We start from the raw sequence: 16,350 nt of genomic DNA, 5'->3' as shown, positions 1-16,350 counted from the left end.
CCGGGCCGGGTCGTGTCGGGCTATTGCTCGGCGAACGCGCGCTCGACCACGAAGTCGCCTGCGTGCTGCGTCGTGCCTTCGTGGAAGCCGCGTGTCTCCAGCATCGTCTTCAGGTCGCGCAACATCGCCGGGCTGCCGCAGATCATCACGCGGTCGGTGGTGGCATCGAGCGCCGGCAACCCGAATTCGGCCTCGACCGCGCCGTGCGCCAGCAGCGTTGTGATGCGCCCCTGGTGACGAAAGGGCTCGCGCGTGACGGTGGGGTAGTAGTGCAACTGGCGACGCACCATGGAGCCCAGGAATTCGTGCGCCGGCAGTTCATGCTGGATCAGATCCTGGTAAGCCAGCTCCGACACGTGGCGGCAGCCGTGCACCAGCACCACGTGCTCGAAGCGCTCGTAGGTGTGTGGGTCGCGGATCAGGCTGAGGAAGGGCGCCAGCCCGGTGCCCGTGCCCAGCAGGTACAGGCGCTTGCCGGGGCGCAGATAGTCGATCAACAAGGTGCCGGTGGGCTTGCGCCCGACCAGGATGGCGTCGCCCTCACGCAGGTGCTGCAGCCGCGAGGTCAGCGGCCCGTCGGGCACCTTGATGCTGAAGAACTCGAGGCTGTCTTCATGGTTTGCGCTGGCCACGCTGTAGGCGCGCAGCAGCGGCCGGCCTGCCACCTTCAGCCCGATCATGGTGAAGTGGCCGTTCTGGAAGCGGAAGCCCGGGTCGCGGGTGGTGGTGAAGCTGAACAGCCGGTCCGTCCAGTGGCGGACGCTCAGCACCTGCTCTTCGTTGAATGCGCTCATGGCGGATCTTGGATGGCGGCTCGCCAGTTTACATGTGAATGCGAACCGTTCGCGTTTATAGGCCGGGTGTCCGGCGCCGGAATCCAGCAGCAGCCAAGCCCAGGGGTCAGGTGGCGCGCACAGCGTCCTTCATCCGTCGTCCCCGCGATCCGGCGTATAGTGCTGCATGTTCCTACAAGCGGGGAGAACAAGCATGCATTCGGTCAACGTCCGCCAACTCAAGTCCAACCCCTCCATGGCTTTGCGTGAGGCCAAGAACGACCTCGTCGTCGTGATGAACCGCGATACGCCGGATGCCGTGCTGGTCGGCATCGAGCAGCTGGGCATCGCAGATCTGCCGCACGTGCGCCGCGCGTTGGCGGTTTCCCTGTTTCGCGGCGGTGACATCTCGGCGGCCACGGCGGCCAAGGTGGCACAGGTGCCGCTGGCCGACATGCTGAGCCTGCTCTCCGCCATGGGCATTCCGCTGTACGGCGGTTCGCCTGCCGATGCCGTGCAGGAAATGGACACCGGTGCCCGATGGCTGGCGCCGAAGCGCTGACCCGCGTCGTCATCGCGGATGCGGGCCCGCTGATCGCGCTCTCCCGCGTGGGCCAGTTGCCGTTGTTGCGCGGCTTGTTCGGCGCTGTGGAGACTACCGAACAGATCCGGGCTGAAGTGCTCGATGGCGGCGCCTTCCCCGGCCAGGGCGACATCGCCGCCGCGCTGCAGGCCGGATGGCTGCGCTGTCACGCGATCGACCTTGCGCCATGGCAGCCCCGCCTTCCGGGCGTGGATGACGGCGAGGCCAGCGCCTTGCTGCTGGCGGCGATACACCCCGCGGCCCTGCTGATCATGGACGACCGGGCAGGCCGCGCCGAAGCACGCATGCGTGGCTTCACCGTCATGGGCGTGGCGGCGGTGGTCGGCCTGGCGAAGCTGCAAGGTCTGGTTCCGCTCGCGGGCCCCATCCTCGCCGGGATGCGCTCGAACGGCTACTTCATCGGCAACGACGTCGTGGCCTCCGTGCTGGCGCGAGTGGGCGAGCTTGCAGCGCAGAGCTGACCACCTTCGCGCCCTCAGCGCAGCAGCGGCCGGCCCGCTACATGTGAGTTGTTCTTGATTGGACTCGTCATTACCACCGATACCCAACGGTCAGCACTGCCTGCCGTCTTGGGCCGTAGTTGCAATAGCCGTAGTTGCAAACGCCGAGATATGTCTTGTCAGTCAAGTTGCTGACGTTCAGGGCGATACGCCAGTTATGGGGCTCATAGGCAACCATGGCGTCCATCAAGGTGTATGAGGGGGCTGTCACATCGTCGTACCCATCACCAGTTTTTCCAACGTATCTAATGCCGAAACCAGCCTTAAGTTCTGGCAACCCGAAAGAGCCAAACTTATGAACTGCCCAAGCTGCGGCGCTGTGCTTCGGGATGCTCACAAGTTGCTTGTCGAGAGCCGCGATGTCGTCGGGCGTTGTGCGGGTGACCCGGGCTTGGGTATGGGTGTAATTGGTGGTCAAATCCCAGTCTCTAAAGCGCCCAGCAATTTCCAACTCGACGCCCTTTGCTGTCACTTCGCCCCGTTGAATGGAGTAGTTGGGGTCAGCAGGGTCGGTAGCAAGGCGATTGTTCTCCTTTAACTGGTAGGCAGCGGCACTCGCGGTTACCTGCTTGTTTGGAGACCAACGAACCCCGAGTTCAACTTGCTTGCCTCGCCTGGGTTTGAACGCAGTTCCGGTTTTGTCTGAACCAGCCTGTGGTTCAAAGGATTCGGTATAGCTGGTATAAGGAGCCCACCCGCCATTTGCGAGATAGACCAAGCCAATATTTCGCGAGATTGCACTACTGTCAGTGACCTGGTCGCCGTCCGTCGTCTTGGCGCGGTCATGCCGTAATCCGGCAACGACCACATAGCGCTCGTCAATCTTGATTTGGTCCTGCACGAGAACCCCGGCATTTCGCATGCTCCCTTTGGTGGTTTGTTGCCCATCAAAACTGGGTTCGGGGAATGTGCCATATACTGGGTTGTACACATCCAAGGGCGTCGCACTGCCGTCGAGCGTTCTGTAGCTGACATTGGCGCGCATCGCGTCAACACCCAGCAGGAGTGTGTGTTGGGTTCGACCCCAGACTAAGTTCCCCTGAAGCAGTAGGTCAGCGTTGGTGACATTTGTCTTGTTGTCGAAGCCGAATTGGCTGCGATTCAGGTAGGTTCCATTCGGATCCGATGCGCCACTGGAGTCAACGAACCCCTCCCACCAGTTTGGATAGAGCTGCAGATATCCACCCTTGGTTCGATCGTGGCGTAGGTTGTGGCGTAGCTTCCAGTTGGGTGAGAACTCGTGCGAGAACTCGTATCCAAACCGGGTACGCTCGCCACCGTTCCGATCCCAGCTTGGCTCGCTGGTGAATAAGGAGGGGGAGATTCTTCCATGCGGGGCCGACTGAATTGTTCCCTGATAGGGAAGGTAGCTGATGGTCGTTCCGGAATCGTCCTTCTGGTACTCGCTGTACAGCGTCAGTTGGGTTGCCGACAGGATTTTCCAGGTCAGCGAGGGGGCAACGAACGTGCGGTTGTTCTTGGCATGGTCTACGCTGTAGTTGCTGTCCTTGCCTAGCGCGATGAAGCGGTACAACAGGTTCTGATCGTCACCGAGGGGCCCCGTGAGGTCGACGGCGATTTGTTTGTGGTCGTAGTTGCCGACCTGCAATTCCACGTTGCGGCTGGCGTCAGCTTGTGGCCGTTTGGACACTAGGTTAACCGCACCACCAGGGCCATTTTGCCCTGCAATTACGGAGGCAGGCCCGCGCAGCACCTCAATACGCTCCAGTCCGAACGGCTCGTTTGTCAGGTAGGGGTTGAACGGATGTGATTGGGACGAGCGAAGTCCGTTAAGTAGAGTGGATCCTTCGCTGCCGCCGCGTAGTCGGAATGAGTCATCCCGATTGTTGAGCGCAAATGCTTCCGCACGGACACCGGCAGAATAGCGGAGTGCTTCGGTGAGCGTCCCTGCTCCCTGATCTTTGATTTGGTCGGCGGTGATGATACTGATCGACTGCGGCGTCTCGACAATTGGCGTATCCGTCCTCGTGCCCGTCGCGCTGCGTTTGGCCACATAGCCCGCCACCGGCCCGGTGGCCGTCTCTCGCACCGCATCGGCCTTCACGCGCACCACCGGCATGGTGGTCTCCGCTTCGGCTCTCTGCGATCCGCGTTCTATCGTCAACAAGCCATCGGCAATGCGACCGCGCAGCCCGCTGCCGCGCAGCAGTTCATCCAGCGCGGCCTGCACGCCGAGCGCGCCGCTGACCGCCCGGCCTTGCAGGCCCCGCAGCAAGTCTGGCGAGGCGGCCAGTTGCAGCCCCGCTTGGCGCGCGAACCGGGCCAGCGCCTGGTCCAGCGGCTGGGTGGCCACATTGAAGGTTACCGATGTTGGGGCGGCTGCAGGCGCGGTCTGCGCGATGGCGGCCTGGCAGGCCAGCAGCAACGCGACGGCCGAAGCAATGTGGGTCAGGTGCCGTTGCGAAGTGCGAGGCGTGTTGGTGCGCGTGAAGGTTGGCATGGCGGTTCGACGGAGTGCGGGGTGAATGAAGGGGTTCACCCTGCACTACGAACGGGCGGCACGAATCCCTCACGGTGCGCTCAACCGTTTGGGTTCAGGTGCGCCCGGCCCGCCGAGTTGCATCGCCAGGGCATGCACATGATCTGCTAATATCCGTGGCCACGAAATGGTTCGGAGCGTGTGCATGAGAACCCATGTTGATCTCGACGAAGTGCTGATCGATCAGGTGGTGGCGCTAGGGGGTTTTCCCAGCAAGAAGGCCGCCATCCACGCCGCTCTGGCCGAGTTCGTGAAGGCTATGAAGCGGCAGAAGTTGTTGGCGCTCAGGGGCAAGATCGCGTGGCAGGGTGATCTGGGGCAGTTGCGGGCAGACCGGGCAGGGCGCGTGGCGCCGGCTGAGCGCGAAGGGCGCGCGCAGCGCGGCGGCGGCGACAGGCGCGTGTGATGTTGGTCGATACCTCGGTGTGGATCGACTTCTTCAACGGGCATGCGTCCGCCCAGGCCGAGCGGCTGACCGCCGCCATTGCCGATGGCGAACCCATCGCGCTGCCCGGGCTGGTGATCACCGAGATCCTGCTGGGCCTGAAGAGCGATGCCGAAGCCGCCAAGGTGCTCGGCCTGCTGGACGCGTTCGACGCGGTGGCGGAACCTGCGCGCAGCGACTACGTGGCTGCGGCGCGCCTGTACCGCCAATGCCGCGCCAAGGGATTCACGATCCGATCGACGATCGACTGCCTGATCGCCCAGCTGTGCTTGCGCGACGGGCTGGTGTTGCTGACGAAGGACCGGGACTTCGAGGCCATCGCCGGCTGCAGCGCATTGCGGCTGGTGGCGGCGTAGGGCTGCACGGCGCGCGGCACCCGGCGTCAGGCAACGGCTCACCACCGATCACCGCCGCCGCAGCGTCACCCCGCCATCGGCGTCGGCGCTGAAGCTCACGGGCAGCACCGCTGGCAGGCTTTGCAGCCACTGGTTGCTGCGGGCGATGTTGACGCGCGCCAGCACCGGCAGCGCGGCGGCAGCCGGGCCCACACGCACGGGCGCGCCGGGCCGGTAGCGGTTGAGCCGCGCGGCGGCTTCGCCCAGCGGCAGGTTGTCGAAGGCCAGCCAGCCGGTGCGCCATGGCGCCACCGATTCGGCCGCGCGCGCGGGGGCAGCTTCCAGCGTGCCGCCGGCACCGACGCGGGCCGCTTCGCCGGCCCGCAGTTCGAGCGGCTGTTGCGGCGCAGGGCCTTGCGCCAGCCCCTGCACCGCAACGCGGCCGGATTCGACGGCGACATCAACGCCGCGCGGGCCCATCTCGACCGAGAAGCGGGTGCCGAGCACGGTGACGCGCGCGGGGCCGGCCAGCACGATGAAGGGCCGGGCCGTGTCGCGGGCCACGTCGAAGAACGCGCCGCCGCGCAGCAACTGCACTTCGCGGCGGCCGGCCAGCAGGCGCACGTTCACGGCGCTGTCGGCGTCCAGCGTCAGCTCGGAGCCATCGGGCAGCGGCAGCCGGCCAATGCGCCCGGCGGACGTGGCGAACGCGGTCTGCCACTGTGGCACCCACTCGCGCCACAGCTGCCAGGCCACGCTGGCCGAACTGCCCAGCCCGGCCACGCCGAGCAGGGCGCCCAGGGCTTTGCGGCGACCCTGGCGGGGTGCAGCCTGATTCGCACCCGCCAGCGCGTGGACCTTGCCAACGGGCGCGACGGCATCTTGCGCAAGTGCCGCCTGTGCCAGATCCATCGCCCGGGTGATCTCGCGCTCGATGGTCTTGCGTGAAACGGCATGGCGTTGCGCCAGTTCGTCGTGCGGTACGCCCTCCAGCCGGTGTGCGACGAACACCTCGCGCATGCGAGCGGGCATGGTGGCCAGCGCGCGGTCCACCGCGTGCAGCGCCTGCGCGTAGGCGTGCGACTCGGCCACGTCGGGCGCATGCCCCTGCGTGGCCGACAGCCGCGGCGCGAGTTCGGCCTGCCAGTGGTGCTGGCGGCGCAGATGGTCGATGGCCAGGCGCTCGGCCACGGTGAACAGCCAGGCGCGGGCGTGGTCCGGCGTGGCCGGTGCGCAGGCGCTGCCGTCACCGGACGCGTGATTTTCGGCAACACGCAGCCAGGCATCCTGGGCCAGGTCGCGCGCGGTGTCGTCGCTGCCGGTGCGCCGGCGCAGAAAGTGCAGCAGGTCGCGGGAGGTGGCCGCGAACTCGTCGAACCAGATGGCTTGGGTGGCTGGAGGCGTTGACTGCATGTCAGTGGCTCGGGCGCTGCGTGGGCACGTTCTGGGCGATGCGCCAAAGCACGCCGCTGGGGTCGGTGAGCACGAAGTCGCGCATGCCCCAGGGGCGCAGTTCGGGGCGGTCCAGGCGAACGCCGTAGGTCTGCGCGAGGCCGGCGTCGTGCAGGCGCTGCCACCATGCGTCGACGTCCTCGACCAGCAGATGCATCATGAAGTTGCGTGCATGGGCCTCGTCGTAGAAGTCCTGCAGCAGGAAGGAGGCGTTGCCGTGGAGGAAGTAGGCGACGCCCGCGGTGTCGGAGGCGAGCGTGAAGCCCATGTCGGCGTAGAAGCGCAGCGACAGCGCGTAGTCCCGGGCAGGCACGAAGGCCTTGATCTCGACGACGCGGTCGGTCATGCGGTGTCCTTGGGCTTGGCATGCAAGGCAGGCGCCGAGGTTCGGGAGTTCTCGGCAACTTCGGGGCGTGCTGTCGTTGCGGCGCGGAGCGCCCGATGGCTGGCGAGCCGCGGCCGTGTGGCATCACCACAGCCGCAAAGGCACTGGAGCGCGGCCTGCTTGGCGAGCCGCTTGGCGGCGAGGGACTGGTGCGGTGGCATGGGGCAGGCTGTGCGGTGGGTTGGGTGTGGCCGTTCGCCGGGCTGAGCGCTGCGCGGCTTGCCCATGAATGAGCGGTAGTCCATAATGTAAATGAGAACCACTCGCAATCGTTGAGCCTCACCTACCGCGCCGGAACCGACCGGTGCCCTTTCATGCCCGACTCATGCCTGACGACACCGCTACCACCTCGACCCGTGCCCGGATCAATGCCGATGGCCTGACCTACCACCACAAGCCCGGCGGCTCGCCCTTCAGTCGCGGCTCCGGCCTGCACGGGCAGCCCATGTCCTGCTTTCTGTGCGGCCGGCACCGCCCGCGCTCGATGCTGCGCAGCCGCAGCCTGCTGGGCAAGTCGCACTGCGTCTGCGCACCCAGCTGCAACGCGGTGGCGGCCAACCTCGAAGCGCCGGCGTGACAATGCGGCAAGCCAGGCACATGGAGGCAGGCATGAGCCCCCGAGTCGAAGAACTCAAGACCAGCGGCCTGAAGGCCACCTTGCCGCGCCTGAAGGTGCTCGAAGTCTTCCAGCGCACCGCGCAGCGCCACCTCTCTGCCGAAGACGTTTACAAGTTGCTGCTGGCCGAGGGCTCCGACATCGGCCTGGCCACCGTCTACCGGGTGCTGATGCAGTTCACGCAGGCAGGCCTGCTGTCGCGCCAGCACTTCGAGGAAGGCAGAGCGGTGTTCGAGCTGAACGAAGGCCGGCACCACGACCACATGGTGTGCCTGCGCTGCGGCAAGGTGCAGGAGTTCTTCGACGCTGCAATCGAACAGCGGCAGCGCGAGCTGGCCGCGCAGCACGGCTTCGAGCTGCATGAGCACTCGCTGGCGATGTACGGCCTGTGTGCCGACCCGGCCTGCCGGGGCGCCAAGCCCTGATCTTTGTCATCGCCCGGCGCGGGCTACGCCTTCGCCGCCGCTGAACGCCGGGCCTGCAGCCACCCCAGCATCACCAGTCCCAGCGCGAAGGCCTGCGCAGCCAGCCCTTGGGCCGTGGGGTGCACGCCCAGCAGCGGAATGGCAACGAAGTTGACGGCTCTGGCGCCGATCACACCCGCCTCCTGCAAGGCGGCCACGCCGTTGCCCGCGAAGACCACGGCCAGCAAGGCCAGCAGGCCTGCGGTGGCCGCAAAGAAGGGGCCGATGGGCAGGCGCACGCTGTACTTCAGGATCACCCAGGTGAGCACCGCCAGCGCCGCCGCCGCTGCGCCTATGCCGGCCAGCACCGCCGTGTGTCCGGCCGGGCCGGCCTGCACCCACAGCGCCTGGTAGAAGAGGATGATCTCGAACAACTCGCGGTAGACGGCCAGGAACGACACGGCCGCCATCGCCCACAAGGTGCCCTTGCCCAGCGCCGCGTTGACCTGGTCGCGGATGAAGTGCTGCCAGGCCTGCGCGTACGACTTGCTGTGCAGCCAGTAGCCCACGTACAGCAACATGCCCGAGGCGATGAGCGCGGTGACGCCTTCGGTCAACTCGCGGTTGGCCCCGGAGATGCTGACCAGCCGGCTGGCGACCCACCAGGTGAGCACGCCCAGCGCCAGCGCCGCGATCCAGCCCACGTGCACGTACACCAGCGCATCGCGCCGGCCAGTCTTGCGCACGAAGGCGATGATGGCGGCCAGCACAAGCACCGCCTCAAGGCCTTCGCGCAGCAGGATGAGCAGTGAACTCAGGAAGGCGGTGGTGGGCGACAGCCCTTCGGACGACAGCTTGCTCTGCGCACGTTCGAGCAGGCCGTGGATGTGGCCGACCTGGGCGGCCACGCGGTCAGCAGCCTGGCCGTCGCCGATGGCCCCGCGCAGCGCCATCATCTCGCGCTCGATCTCCACGCGCAGTGGGCCGTCCACGTTGTCCAGGCTGTTTTCGACGAGCTCGAAGCCCTCCAGGTAGGCGGTGATGGCGAGCTGGCGTGCCCCTTCGCGGTCTCCGCGCTGATAGCGCTGCAGGCTTTCGTCGAGCTTCTCGCGCGCCAGCGTCAGCGGGTCGGGGCCGGCGGCTTGCAGCGCCTCGGGGTGGGTGCTCAGGTAGGCCTGCACGGACTCCATCGCCTCGCCGTGTCGGGCGACGGTCTCGCCCGGCGTGCGCGTGACCAGGTCTTTGAGGCCGGCGAAGGCGGCGCGGTTGCCGCCATCGCGCCATGCGTGCTCGCCGGCCTGCAACTGTTCGGGCCCGAAGCGCATGCTGGCCGCCAGCAGCGCCAGAGCCCAGCGTTCGTCGTCGGACAGCGCCTTGAACGCCGGCATCGGCGTGCCGGCCACGCCCAGCGTCAGCGTGTTGTACAGGCCGTAGGCGCTGCGCGAGCGCATGCGCTCGGCGTCGTGGAAGTTGGCCGGCGCCGGGTCCATGCCCTTGGCGGCCGGGCCATCGCCGCGGCCGGTTGCACCGTGGCACGCAGCGCACTGCGCCTCATAAAGCTTGGCCGCCGTGGCCATGCCGGGTGCGCGTTTGGGCGCCACGGTGATGCCGTAGGCGCGGATGGTGTCCCAGCGCAGTGCGGCGGCGGCGCTGCTCACCTCGGTACCGGCGGCCTTGGCCTCCACCAGGGCCAGCAGCCGGCGGGCCTTTTCCTGCAGCCCGGCCTGGGCCGGGTTGGGCGGCATCTGGCCCAGCAGCGCGATGGCCTGCGTGACGAACTCGCGCTGTTCTTCGTACTCACCGGCGTCAGTGACCTTGCCGTCTTTCACGGTGCCGGGGTAGTCCACGCCCACGTAGTCGAGCAGGTGGACTACGGTGGGGCCGGCGTCTGCTGCGGCGGCCGTCTCGGGTGCCGCCTGCGTGGCGGTGGGCACCAGGGCCATTGCGAAGGTGGCGAGCAGCGTGCAGCACAGAGTCAACATGGATGCGAGGAGTCGGCGTACCGACCGGGGGAACGGGGCGATGGCGGAGTTCATGGGCGGACGGATGGAAGAGTCTGGGTACTTCAGATCAGAGGCTGGCGCGGCACCGGTGCGGTTGCAGGCCGAACTGGCGTTTGAAGGCGGTGGCGAAGTTGGCGGCACTGGCATAGCCCGCCAGCTCAGCGGCCTGGCCGACCGTGAGGCCTTGCTGCTCCAACGCGTGGCGGGCTGCTGCAAGGCGGCGTTTGCGCAGGAACTCGACGATGCTGCAGCCGCGCGCGTCGCGAAAGCGCTGTTGCAGCGTGGTGGTGTTCAGGCCGGCACGGTGTGCCATCTCGGACAGTGACAGGCCGTCTGCCTCACCGCTGTCGAGCCAGGCGATGAAGTCCTGCAGGCGCCGCAGATCGCGCGGGCGCAGGGCGGCAGACGGGCGGTTCGGTGCCTCGGCCAGGCTGCCCAGCGCCTCGACCACCAGGTCCAGCGCGCGGCTTTCCAGGTAGAGGTTGAGCAGCAGCGGTTCGAGCGCAGGCGGGTGCACGAGTTGCTCGGCCAGCGACGCCGCGCGGGCCGAAGGGCGCCATGCGCGCTGCGCCAGGTGCGTGCGCAGCAGGGCCAGGGCCTGCGCGCCGGCCGGGCCTGCTGCGGCGCCGTTGGCCTCCAGCCACGCGGCGTCGATGCCGATGCTCACCTTGCGGGCATGGCGGCCGCGCTGGGCGTGGCGAACGAAGCGGTCGGGCTCGGCCAGTGAGGTCAGCGCTGCCGTCGGGCCGCTGCTGTCGTCCAGCCGCAGCGCCCGCGCGCCCAGGCTGGCGTCGATGCGGCCGGCCAGCAGGATCACGATGCCCAGCCCCGGCTCCTGCTCGACCTCGGTGCTCAGGGTCTGCAGGTCCTGCGTATCGGTGCAGTGAAGGCTCATCCCGTGGCGCAGTTGCCGAAGGTCAAACCGACCGGCCAGCACCGGCGCACGCGCGCAAAGGCCCGGCCCGTTCACTCTGTAGCTGCCGCCCAGGTGCGCGAAAGCCCGCGCCAGAAAGCCGGCGTCGTAGGTGGCGCTGCTGCGTGGCTGCGGCCCTTCGGCGCCGGGTGCAACGGTGATGTCGGGTGTCTCAAACAAAGCACTGTGCCGCGCAAAGGCGGCGGGAACGAACCCATGGGATGCTTGCGGCCAAAGCGCCGGGACGCAAATGATTCGCAATCTCGAATACGTATTCTCGCAGATCTCACCCACCATGACTGACCTCACCACGCCCCGTTCGATGACCCCCCACCGCCCCAGCACGCTGTACCTGCGAGTCACGCCGCTCGCCACGGCGGCCGTGCTGTCCTGCGCCCAGGCCGCATGGGCGCAGACGGCGGTAGCGCCTGCCGACACCACGCTGGCGCCGGTCACCGTCAAGGCCCGCCCCGTCGAAGACGGCGACGTGATCAGTGCCAAGGCCCTGGCCGACGCGCAGGCCAAAGACGCGCGCGAGGCGCTGCAGTCGGTGCCCGGTATCAGCGTGGGCGGCGGCGGCAACGCCATCGCGCAGAAGGTCTATGTGCGCGGCCTGGAAGACACTTTGCTGGGCATCACGCTCGACGGCGCGCCGCAGGGCGGCTACCTGTACCACCACCAGGGCCGCTTGCTGATCGACCCCGGCCTGCTGAAATCAGTGCAGGTGCAAAAGGGCGTGGCCAGCGCCAGCGCCGGGCCAGGCACGCTGGCCGGCGCGCTGAACTTCACCACCCTCGACGCCGCCGACCTGCTGGTCGCCGGCCAGAACCTGGGCGGGCGCGTCGGCTTGGGCGGCTTCAGCAACAAGGGCTGGAAGGCATCGCTCTCCGGCTACGGGCAAAGCGCCGACAAGGTCTTCGACGGCCTCGTCAGCGTGGCGCGGCAGGACATCGATGAATACCAGGACGGCCAGGGCCAGCAGGTGATCCACAGCGGCTCCACGCAGGACTCGGCCCTGGCCAAGCTGAACTGGCGCCCCGCACCGGGCCATCAGTTCAGCCTGGGCCTGAACCACTTCAACGACGAGGGCGTGCGCTTCCTGCGGCCCAACATGGTGGACTTCGCGCGCAGCGGCGCGCCCATGCCGCAGACCTATGCGCGCGACCAGCTCACGCTGGGCTACCGCCACGCCGGCAGCGCCGATGCGCCGGCCATCGAGGCCACGCTGTTCAACGACGACAACCGCAACGAGCGCACCGTCACCGCCACCGGCCGCACCTACGGCGAGCAGGTGACCGGCCGCGGCGTGAACGCGATGCTGAGCCAGCGCTGGGGCAACCACCGGCTCAAGCTGGGCCTGAACCACCACGCCTACGAGGCCGATGCCCTCAACCCCGCCAACCGCAGCGTGGCGCCCTACGGCAACGGCAGCGAGACGGCCAGCGTCAGCGGCCTGTTCATCGAAGACAGCGTGGCGCTGACCGAGCGCTGGCAGTTGTCCGCCGGGCTGCGGCTGGACCATTACCGCTACCGCGACGACCACGCACAGCGCTTCTCCAGCACCGGCGCCAGCCCCAGCCTGGGTCTGCACTACGCCGCCACCGAGGCGCTGAACCTGCACGCCAGCGCTGGCAGCACGCTGCGCGGCGCCGGGCTGAAAGAGACCTTCCTGCTCGACAACGGCCCCGGCTACCGCAACGTGGCCGACCTGAAGGCCGAGCGCGCCCGCAACCTGGCACTGGGCTTCGACGCCGCGCTCGGCCCGGTGGTGCTGCGCGGCGAAGTCTTCCGCCAGACCATCGGCCACTACATCGCCTACGCCTTCGACGCCGACGACAACGCCATCCGCCACAACGGCGGCGAGTTGCGCAGCACCGGCTACGAACTGGGCCTGGACACGCGCGTGGGTGCATTGCAGGCCGGCGCCAGCGTGGCGCACAGCAAGCCGCAGCTGAACGGCGTGCCGCTGTCCGACGGTGACTTCGGTGCCGGCGTGGCCACCGGCCGCACCTGGAACCTGCGCCTGGCCTACGCGCTGCCGGCGCAGGGGCTGGACTTCGGCTGGACCACGCGCGTGATCGAGTCGCTCAGCTACGCCCCGGCCAGCGACCCCACCCAGCGCCTCACCAAGGCCGGCTACGCGGTGCACGACGTGCACGCCGTGTGGAAGCCGGCGGGCGCGCGCGGCCCGCAGCTGAAGCTGGCCGTGCACAACCTGTTCGACAAGTTCTACTTCGACCAGGCCACCTACGCCTACCACACCGGCTTTGCCAAGGTGCTGGGCTACCCCGAACCTGGGCGCGATGTGCGGGTGGAACTGGGCTGGCAGTTCTGACCCGCGGTGCCGCGATGGCGTTGCAGCAGATGGGCCGGCTCGACGTGGCGGAGCCGGCGCGCGTGATGGCGCGGCTGTGCTTCCACTTCAGCCGCAAGGTGCAGGCCCGGCACGACGAGGTGCAGGGCGAGGTGCTGTTCCCGTGGGGGCGGTGCGAGTTTGACGTGGTGGAGGGTGGGCTCGCTGTACGGCTGAGCGCTGATGACGACGCGGCAAGCCTGCAGCGCGTGCGCGAGGTGGTTGATGCGCATGTGGCGTTGTTTTCGCGCAGGCAGCCGCTGGCGGTGCAGTGGGGGCAGGTGACGCACCACCGCTGAGCGTTGCGCATGGGGCGAGCCGGGGCGGGTCGGGGGCGGATCCGTCGCCCGACCACCCACCTACACTGGATGCATGTTTTCGCGGCGCAGCACCCAGGCCTTCACCACGTGGATCGTGGGGATCGCGCTGCTGTTGGCGGGGCTGGCGCCTGCGCTGTCCCACGCCCTGCGTGCCGGCGATAGCCCCGGCTGGATCGAGGTCTGTTCGGCCGCCAACGGCTTGCGCCTTCGCGCGACCGGACCGGTACAAGACGATCCAGCATCGAAGCCTGTGCCGGGCCATGTGCTCGAGCACTGCCCGTACTGCTCGCTGCGCAGCGCCGTTCTGGGGATGCCGCCGGCGCCGCTGGTGACTGTTTGGGCGCCGATGGCTGTTCAGGCGCACCCCGGGCGTTTCCTCAGCGCACCCCGCACGCCGCACGTGTGGGTCAGCGCGCAACCGCGCGCACCACCGAGCTTCTCCTGATCCTTGCCGACCGCGCCGCGCACCCCCGTGCCTGGTTCGGCTTGCCGTGGCTGAAGCGCGCGTCCGTCGCCAAGCCATCCCGCTGCGTCCACCCCACACCGCTGCCTCTGGACGAGGCGCCGCCGGTGGCCGTGTAACGCGCACCAGGTATCAAGAGAACCGACATGACCCCGAACACGACCCGCCTTGCGCCGGTAACCGCCGCGCTGTGCGCCGCAGGCCTTTGCGCCTTCCAACCCGTTGCGCGCGCCCAGACCGCGCCCCAGTCCACACCCGAGGCCGTCTTGCAGACCGTCACCGTCAAGGGCCAGCGCAGCGAAGTGCCGCGTGCTGCCAGCACGGCCACGAAAACCGACACCGCGCTGCTGGACGCGCCCATGGCCGTGCAGGTGATCGACGAGACCACGCTGCGCGACCAGCAGGTCACCACGCTGGGCGAAGCCGTGCGCAACGTCAGCGGCGTTCAGAGCATGTACTACCTGGGCGGTGCTTACGAACGCTTCGTGGTGCGCGGCTTCGAGCAGAGCCTGGCCACATACCGCAACGGCGTGCGTGTGCCGTTTGCGCGTTTCGAGCTGGCCAACACCGAGCGCGTGGAGGTGCTCAAGGGCCCGGCCGCCATGCTCTACGGTGCCAGCGACCCTGGCGGCGTGATCAACGTCGTCACGAGGCAACCCGCTCGTGCGCCGGCCCATGAGGTCGAACTGGGCATCGGGGCGCACGATGCCTACCGCGCGCGTGCCGGCACCACCGGCGCGCTCGATGCCGACGGCGCGCTGAGCTATCGGCTCGATGCCGCCGCGCTCTCGGCAGGGAGCTACCGCGAACTGGCCGACAACCGCAACCTGTTCGTGGCGCCAGCGCTGAGCTGGCAGCCGAGCGCGGCCACGCGCGTGAACCTGTCGTTGGAGGTGTCGCATGCCAAGGCCGTGTACGACACCGGCGTTCCGGCGGTGGGCCGGGGCCTCGCAGACCTGCCGATCGAGCGCACCTTCAACCAAAGCGGGCTGGGCGACACGCACGACAACCGGCTGCTGGACCTGAACGCTTCGCACCGGATCGACGAGCGCTGGCAGCTCTCCGGTGGCTTGCTGTCGTCGAGCAATCGCAAGACCTTCCGCAGCTTCTATGTCTACGCCAACGCGCTGCAGCCGGGGGACCGCGATGCCGACCGCTACGCGTGGTTCGGCCGCGAGAAGCTGGACAGCCACACGGCGTGGGCCCACCTGGCCGGCAGTTTCGACACCGCGGGCGTGAAGCACAAGGCGCTGATCGGCGCGGAGGCCACGCGCTTGAAGGCGCGCGACTACGCCATCGACCGCTTCGTCGACACCATCGACCTCTACGCCTATCGACCTGCGCAATCGACCGTTGACATTGCCGCGCTGGACGCCGCGGCAGGCAACGAGGCACCGGACTTCATCGCCAACCAGCGTACACGCTCACTGGCCGTCTTCGCACAGGACCAGATGCAGATCGGCGACGCGCTGCACCTGCTGATTGGCCTGCGCCACGACCGGCTCGAGCGCGAGCTGGAGGCGGCGTACTACTCGCCGCTGGCGACCGACCGGCGCAGCGATCACCAGACCAGCCCGCGCCTCGCGGCGCTGTTCAAGCTGACGCCGACTTTGTCCGCCTACGTCAGCTACGGCACCTCCTTTGGCCCGGGCTTCTCGTACGAGCCGAGCGCGCTGTACGAGCCCGAGAAGGCCCGGCAGGTTGAGGCAGGCTTCAAGGCCGAGCTTCTGGATCGCCGCGTCCTGGCTTCCCTGGCCGTGTTCGAGCTGATCAAGCGGAACCTGCCGACGCCCGATCCGAACAACCCGCAGCTCACGGTGTCGATCGGCGAGGCCCGCAGCCGCGGCCTGGAGTTCGACCTGCAAGGCCAACTGTCTCCCGGCCTGAACGCGATCACCAGCTACGCCTATACCGACGCCGTGATCACGCGCGACAACGGCGGCAACCAGGGCCACCGCCTGCCGAATGCGCCGCGCCACCAGGCCAGCCTGTGGCTGAAGTACGCGCTGCAAGACGAAGCCTGGCGGGGCCTCAGCCTGGGCGGTGGCGTGTACGCGGCCAGCGCCCGCTACGGTGATGCGGCCAACAGCTGCAGCGACGGCAAGTACGCGCGGCTGGACGTGATGGCGGCCTATGCCTTCCGTCTGGCCGCAAGCCACGCCACGGCGCAGCTCAACCTCGACAACGCCAACGACACGCGCTACTACACGATGCGCGCTCGCTGGACCAACCTGCCGGCCGCGCTGCGCACCCTGCGCGCCACGCTGAAGGTCGACCTGTGAAG

At 68.1% G+C, this 16,350-nt stretch carries 16 protein-coding genes; 10 read left to right on the top strand and 6 right to left on the bottom strand.

Annotated elements, in window-relative coordinates; translation table 11 throughout:
- Positions 1 to 20: 20 nt before the first annotated feature.
- Positions 21 to 794, bottom strand: coding sequence for a ferredoxin--NADP reductase (locus U5O44_RS06785; RefSeq protein ID WP_322587698.1), 774 nt, complete (start codon positions 792 to 794; stop codon positions 21 to 23).
- Between the two features lie 193 nt (positions 795 to 987).
- Here U5O44_RS06785 and U5O44_RS06780 point away from each other — a divergent pair, with 193 nt between their 5' ends.
- Together U5O44_RS06780 and U5O44_RS06775 are read left to right on the top strand one after the other, a co-directional pair.
- Entirely contained in the window at positions 988 to 1,335 is a 348-nt protein-coding gene (locus tag U5O44_RS06780; protein WP_322587697.1) for a UPF0175 family protein, read from the top strand.
- Positions 1,314 to 1,838: a PIN domain-containing protein gene (locus U5O44_RS06775; RefSeq protein WP_322587696.1), complete on the top strand. Its 525-nt coding sequence runs from the start codon at positions 1,314 to 1,316 to the stop codon at positions 1,836 to 1,838. The genes U5O44_RS06780 and U5O44_RS06775 overlap by 22 nt, the downstream gene beginning before the upstream one ends.
- A 70-nt stretch (positions 1,839 to 1,908) precedes the next feature.
- Here the strand turns inward: U5O44_RS06775 and U5O44_RS06770 are convergent, their stop codons facing one another.
- Positions 1,909 to 4,338: a TonB-dependent siderophore receptor gene (locus U5O44_RS06770; RefSeq protein ID WP_322587695.1), complete on the bottom strand. Its 2,430-nt coding sequence runs from the start codon at positions 4,336 to 4,338 to the stop codon at positions 1,909 to 1,911.
- 184 nt (positions 4,339 to 4,522) lie between these two features.
- On the opposite strand from U5O44_RS06770, the gene U5O44_RS06765 reads away from it, so the two are divergent.
- Positions 4,523 to 4,783 (top strand): type II toxin-antitoxin system VapB family antitoxin, encoded by a 261-nt coding sequence (locus tag U5O44_RS06765; RefSeq protein WP_322587694.1) that lies wholly within the window; start codon positions 4,523 to 4,525, stop codon positions 4,781 to 4,783.
- Positions 4,783 to 5,178 carry a type II toxin-antitoxin system VapC family toxin gene (gene vapC / locus U5O44_RS06760; RefSeq protein WP_322587693.1) on the top strand — a complete coding sequence of 132 codons (396 nt, stop codon included), beginning with the start codon at positions 4,783 to 4,785 and terminating at the stop codon, positions 5,176 to 5,178. The genes U5O44_RS06765 and vapC overlap by 1 nt, the downstream gene beginning before the upstream one ends.
- A gap of 48 nt (positions 5,179 to 5,226) precedes the next feature.
- Here vapC and U5O44_RS06755 read toward each other — a convergent pair whose 3' ends face one another.
- Both U5O44_RS06755 and U5O44_RS06750 read right to left on the bottom strand, forming a co-directional pair.
- The gene (locus U5O44_RS06755; RefSeq protein ID WP_322587692.1) at positions 5,227 to 6,570 is read right to left on the bottom strand and encodes a sigma-70 family RNA polymerase sigma factor; all 1,344 of its coding nucleotides are present in this window, start codon (positions 6,568 to 6,570) and stop codon (positions 5,227 to 5,229) included.
- Position 6,571: 1 nt separating this feature from the next.
- The gene (locus tag U5O44_RS06750; RefSeq protein ID WP_322587691.1) at positions 6,572 to 6,955 is read right to left on the bottom strand and encodes a VOC family protein; all 384 of its coding nucleotides are present in this window, start codon (positions 6,953 to 6,955) and stop codon (positions 6,572 to 6,574) included.
- 364 nt (positions 6,956 to 7,319) lie between these two features.
- On the opposite strand from U5O44_RS06750, the gene U5O44_RS06745 reads away from it, so the two are divergent.
- Together U5O44_RS06745 and fur are read left to right on the top strand one after the other, a co-directional pair.
- Positions 7,320 to 7,571 carry a hypothetical protein gene (locus tag U5O44_RS06745; protein WP_322587690.1) on the top strand — a complete coding sequence of 84 codons (252 nt, stop codon included), beginning with the start codon at positions 7,320 to 7,322 and terminating at the stop codon, positions 7,569 to 7,571.
- 32 nt (positions 7,572 to 7,603) lie between these two features.
- Positions 7,604 to 8,035: a ferric iron uptake transcriptional regulator gene (gene fur / locus U5O44_RS06740; RefSeq protein ID WP_322587689.1), complete on the top strand. Its 432-nt coding sequence runs from the start codon at positions 7,604 to 7,606 to the stop codon at positions 8,033 to 8,035.
- A gap of 23 nt (positions 8,036 to 8,058) precedes the next feature.
- Here fur and U5O44_RS06735 read toward each other — a convergent pair whose 3' ends face one another.
- Positions 8,059 to 9,996: an FTR1 family protein gene (locus U5O44_RS06735; RefSeq protein WP_322587688.1), complete on the bottom strand. Its 1,938-nt coding sequence runs from the start codon at positions 9,994 to 9,996 to the stop codon at positions 8,059 to 8,061.
- An 88-nt stretch (positions 9,997 to 10,084) separates the two neighbouring features.
- Positions 10,085 to 11,110, bottom strand: a complete 1,026-nt coding sequence (locus U5O44_RS06730) for a helix-turn-helix transcriptional regulator (protein ID WP_322587687.1) — start codon at positions 11,108 to 11,110, stop codon at positions 10,085 to 10,087.
- A 115-nt stretch (positions 11,111 to 11,225) separates the two neighbouring features.
- Between U5O44_RS06730 and U5O44_RS06725 the strand changes: the two genes are divergently transcribed.
- From U5O44_RS06725 to U5O44_RS06710, 4 genes are all read left to right on the top strand, one after another.
- A complete protein-coding gene (locus tag U5O44_RS06725; RefSeq protein WP_322587686.1) occupies positions 11,226 to 13,265 on the top strand; it encodes a TonB-dependent receptor plug domain-containing protein in 2,040 nt (679 codons plus the stop codon).
- Positions 13,266 to 13,279: 14 nt separating this feature from the next.
- Positions 13,280 to 13,582, top strand: coding sequence for a DUF2218 domain-containing protein (locus tag U5O44_RS06720; protein WP_322587685.1), 303 nt, complete (start codon positions 13,280 to 13,282; stop codon positions 13,580 to 13,582).
- A 73-nt stretch (positions 13,583 to 13,655) separates the two neighbouring features.
- Positions 13,656 to 14,048 carry a DUF2946 domain-containing protein gene (locus tag U5O44_RS06715; RefSeq protein ID WP_322587684.1) on the top strand — a complete coding sequence of 131 codons (393 nt, stop codon included), beginning with the start codon at positions 13,656 to 13,658 and terminating at the stop codon, positions 14,046 to 14,048.
- Between the two features lie 164 nt (positions 14,049 to 14,212).
- Entirely contained in the window at positions 14,213 to 16,348 is a 2,136-nt protein-coding gene (locus U5O44_RS06710; RefSeq protein ID WP_322587683.1) for a TonB-dependent siderophore receptor, read from the top strand.
- The last annotated feature ends 2 nt before the right edge of the window (positions 16,349 to 16,350 follow it).

Origin of the sequence: Sphaerotilus sp. (genome assembly GCF_034519685.1) — a bacterium.
In the GTDB taxonomy this organism is placed as follows: Bacteria; Pseudomonadota; Gammaproteobacteria; order Burkholderiales; family Burkholderiaceae_C; genus Sphaerotilus.
Note: the sequence above shows the minus strand (reverse complement) of the source record. Positions and strands in the feature narration are given on the sequence as shown.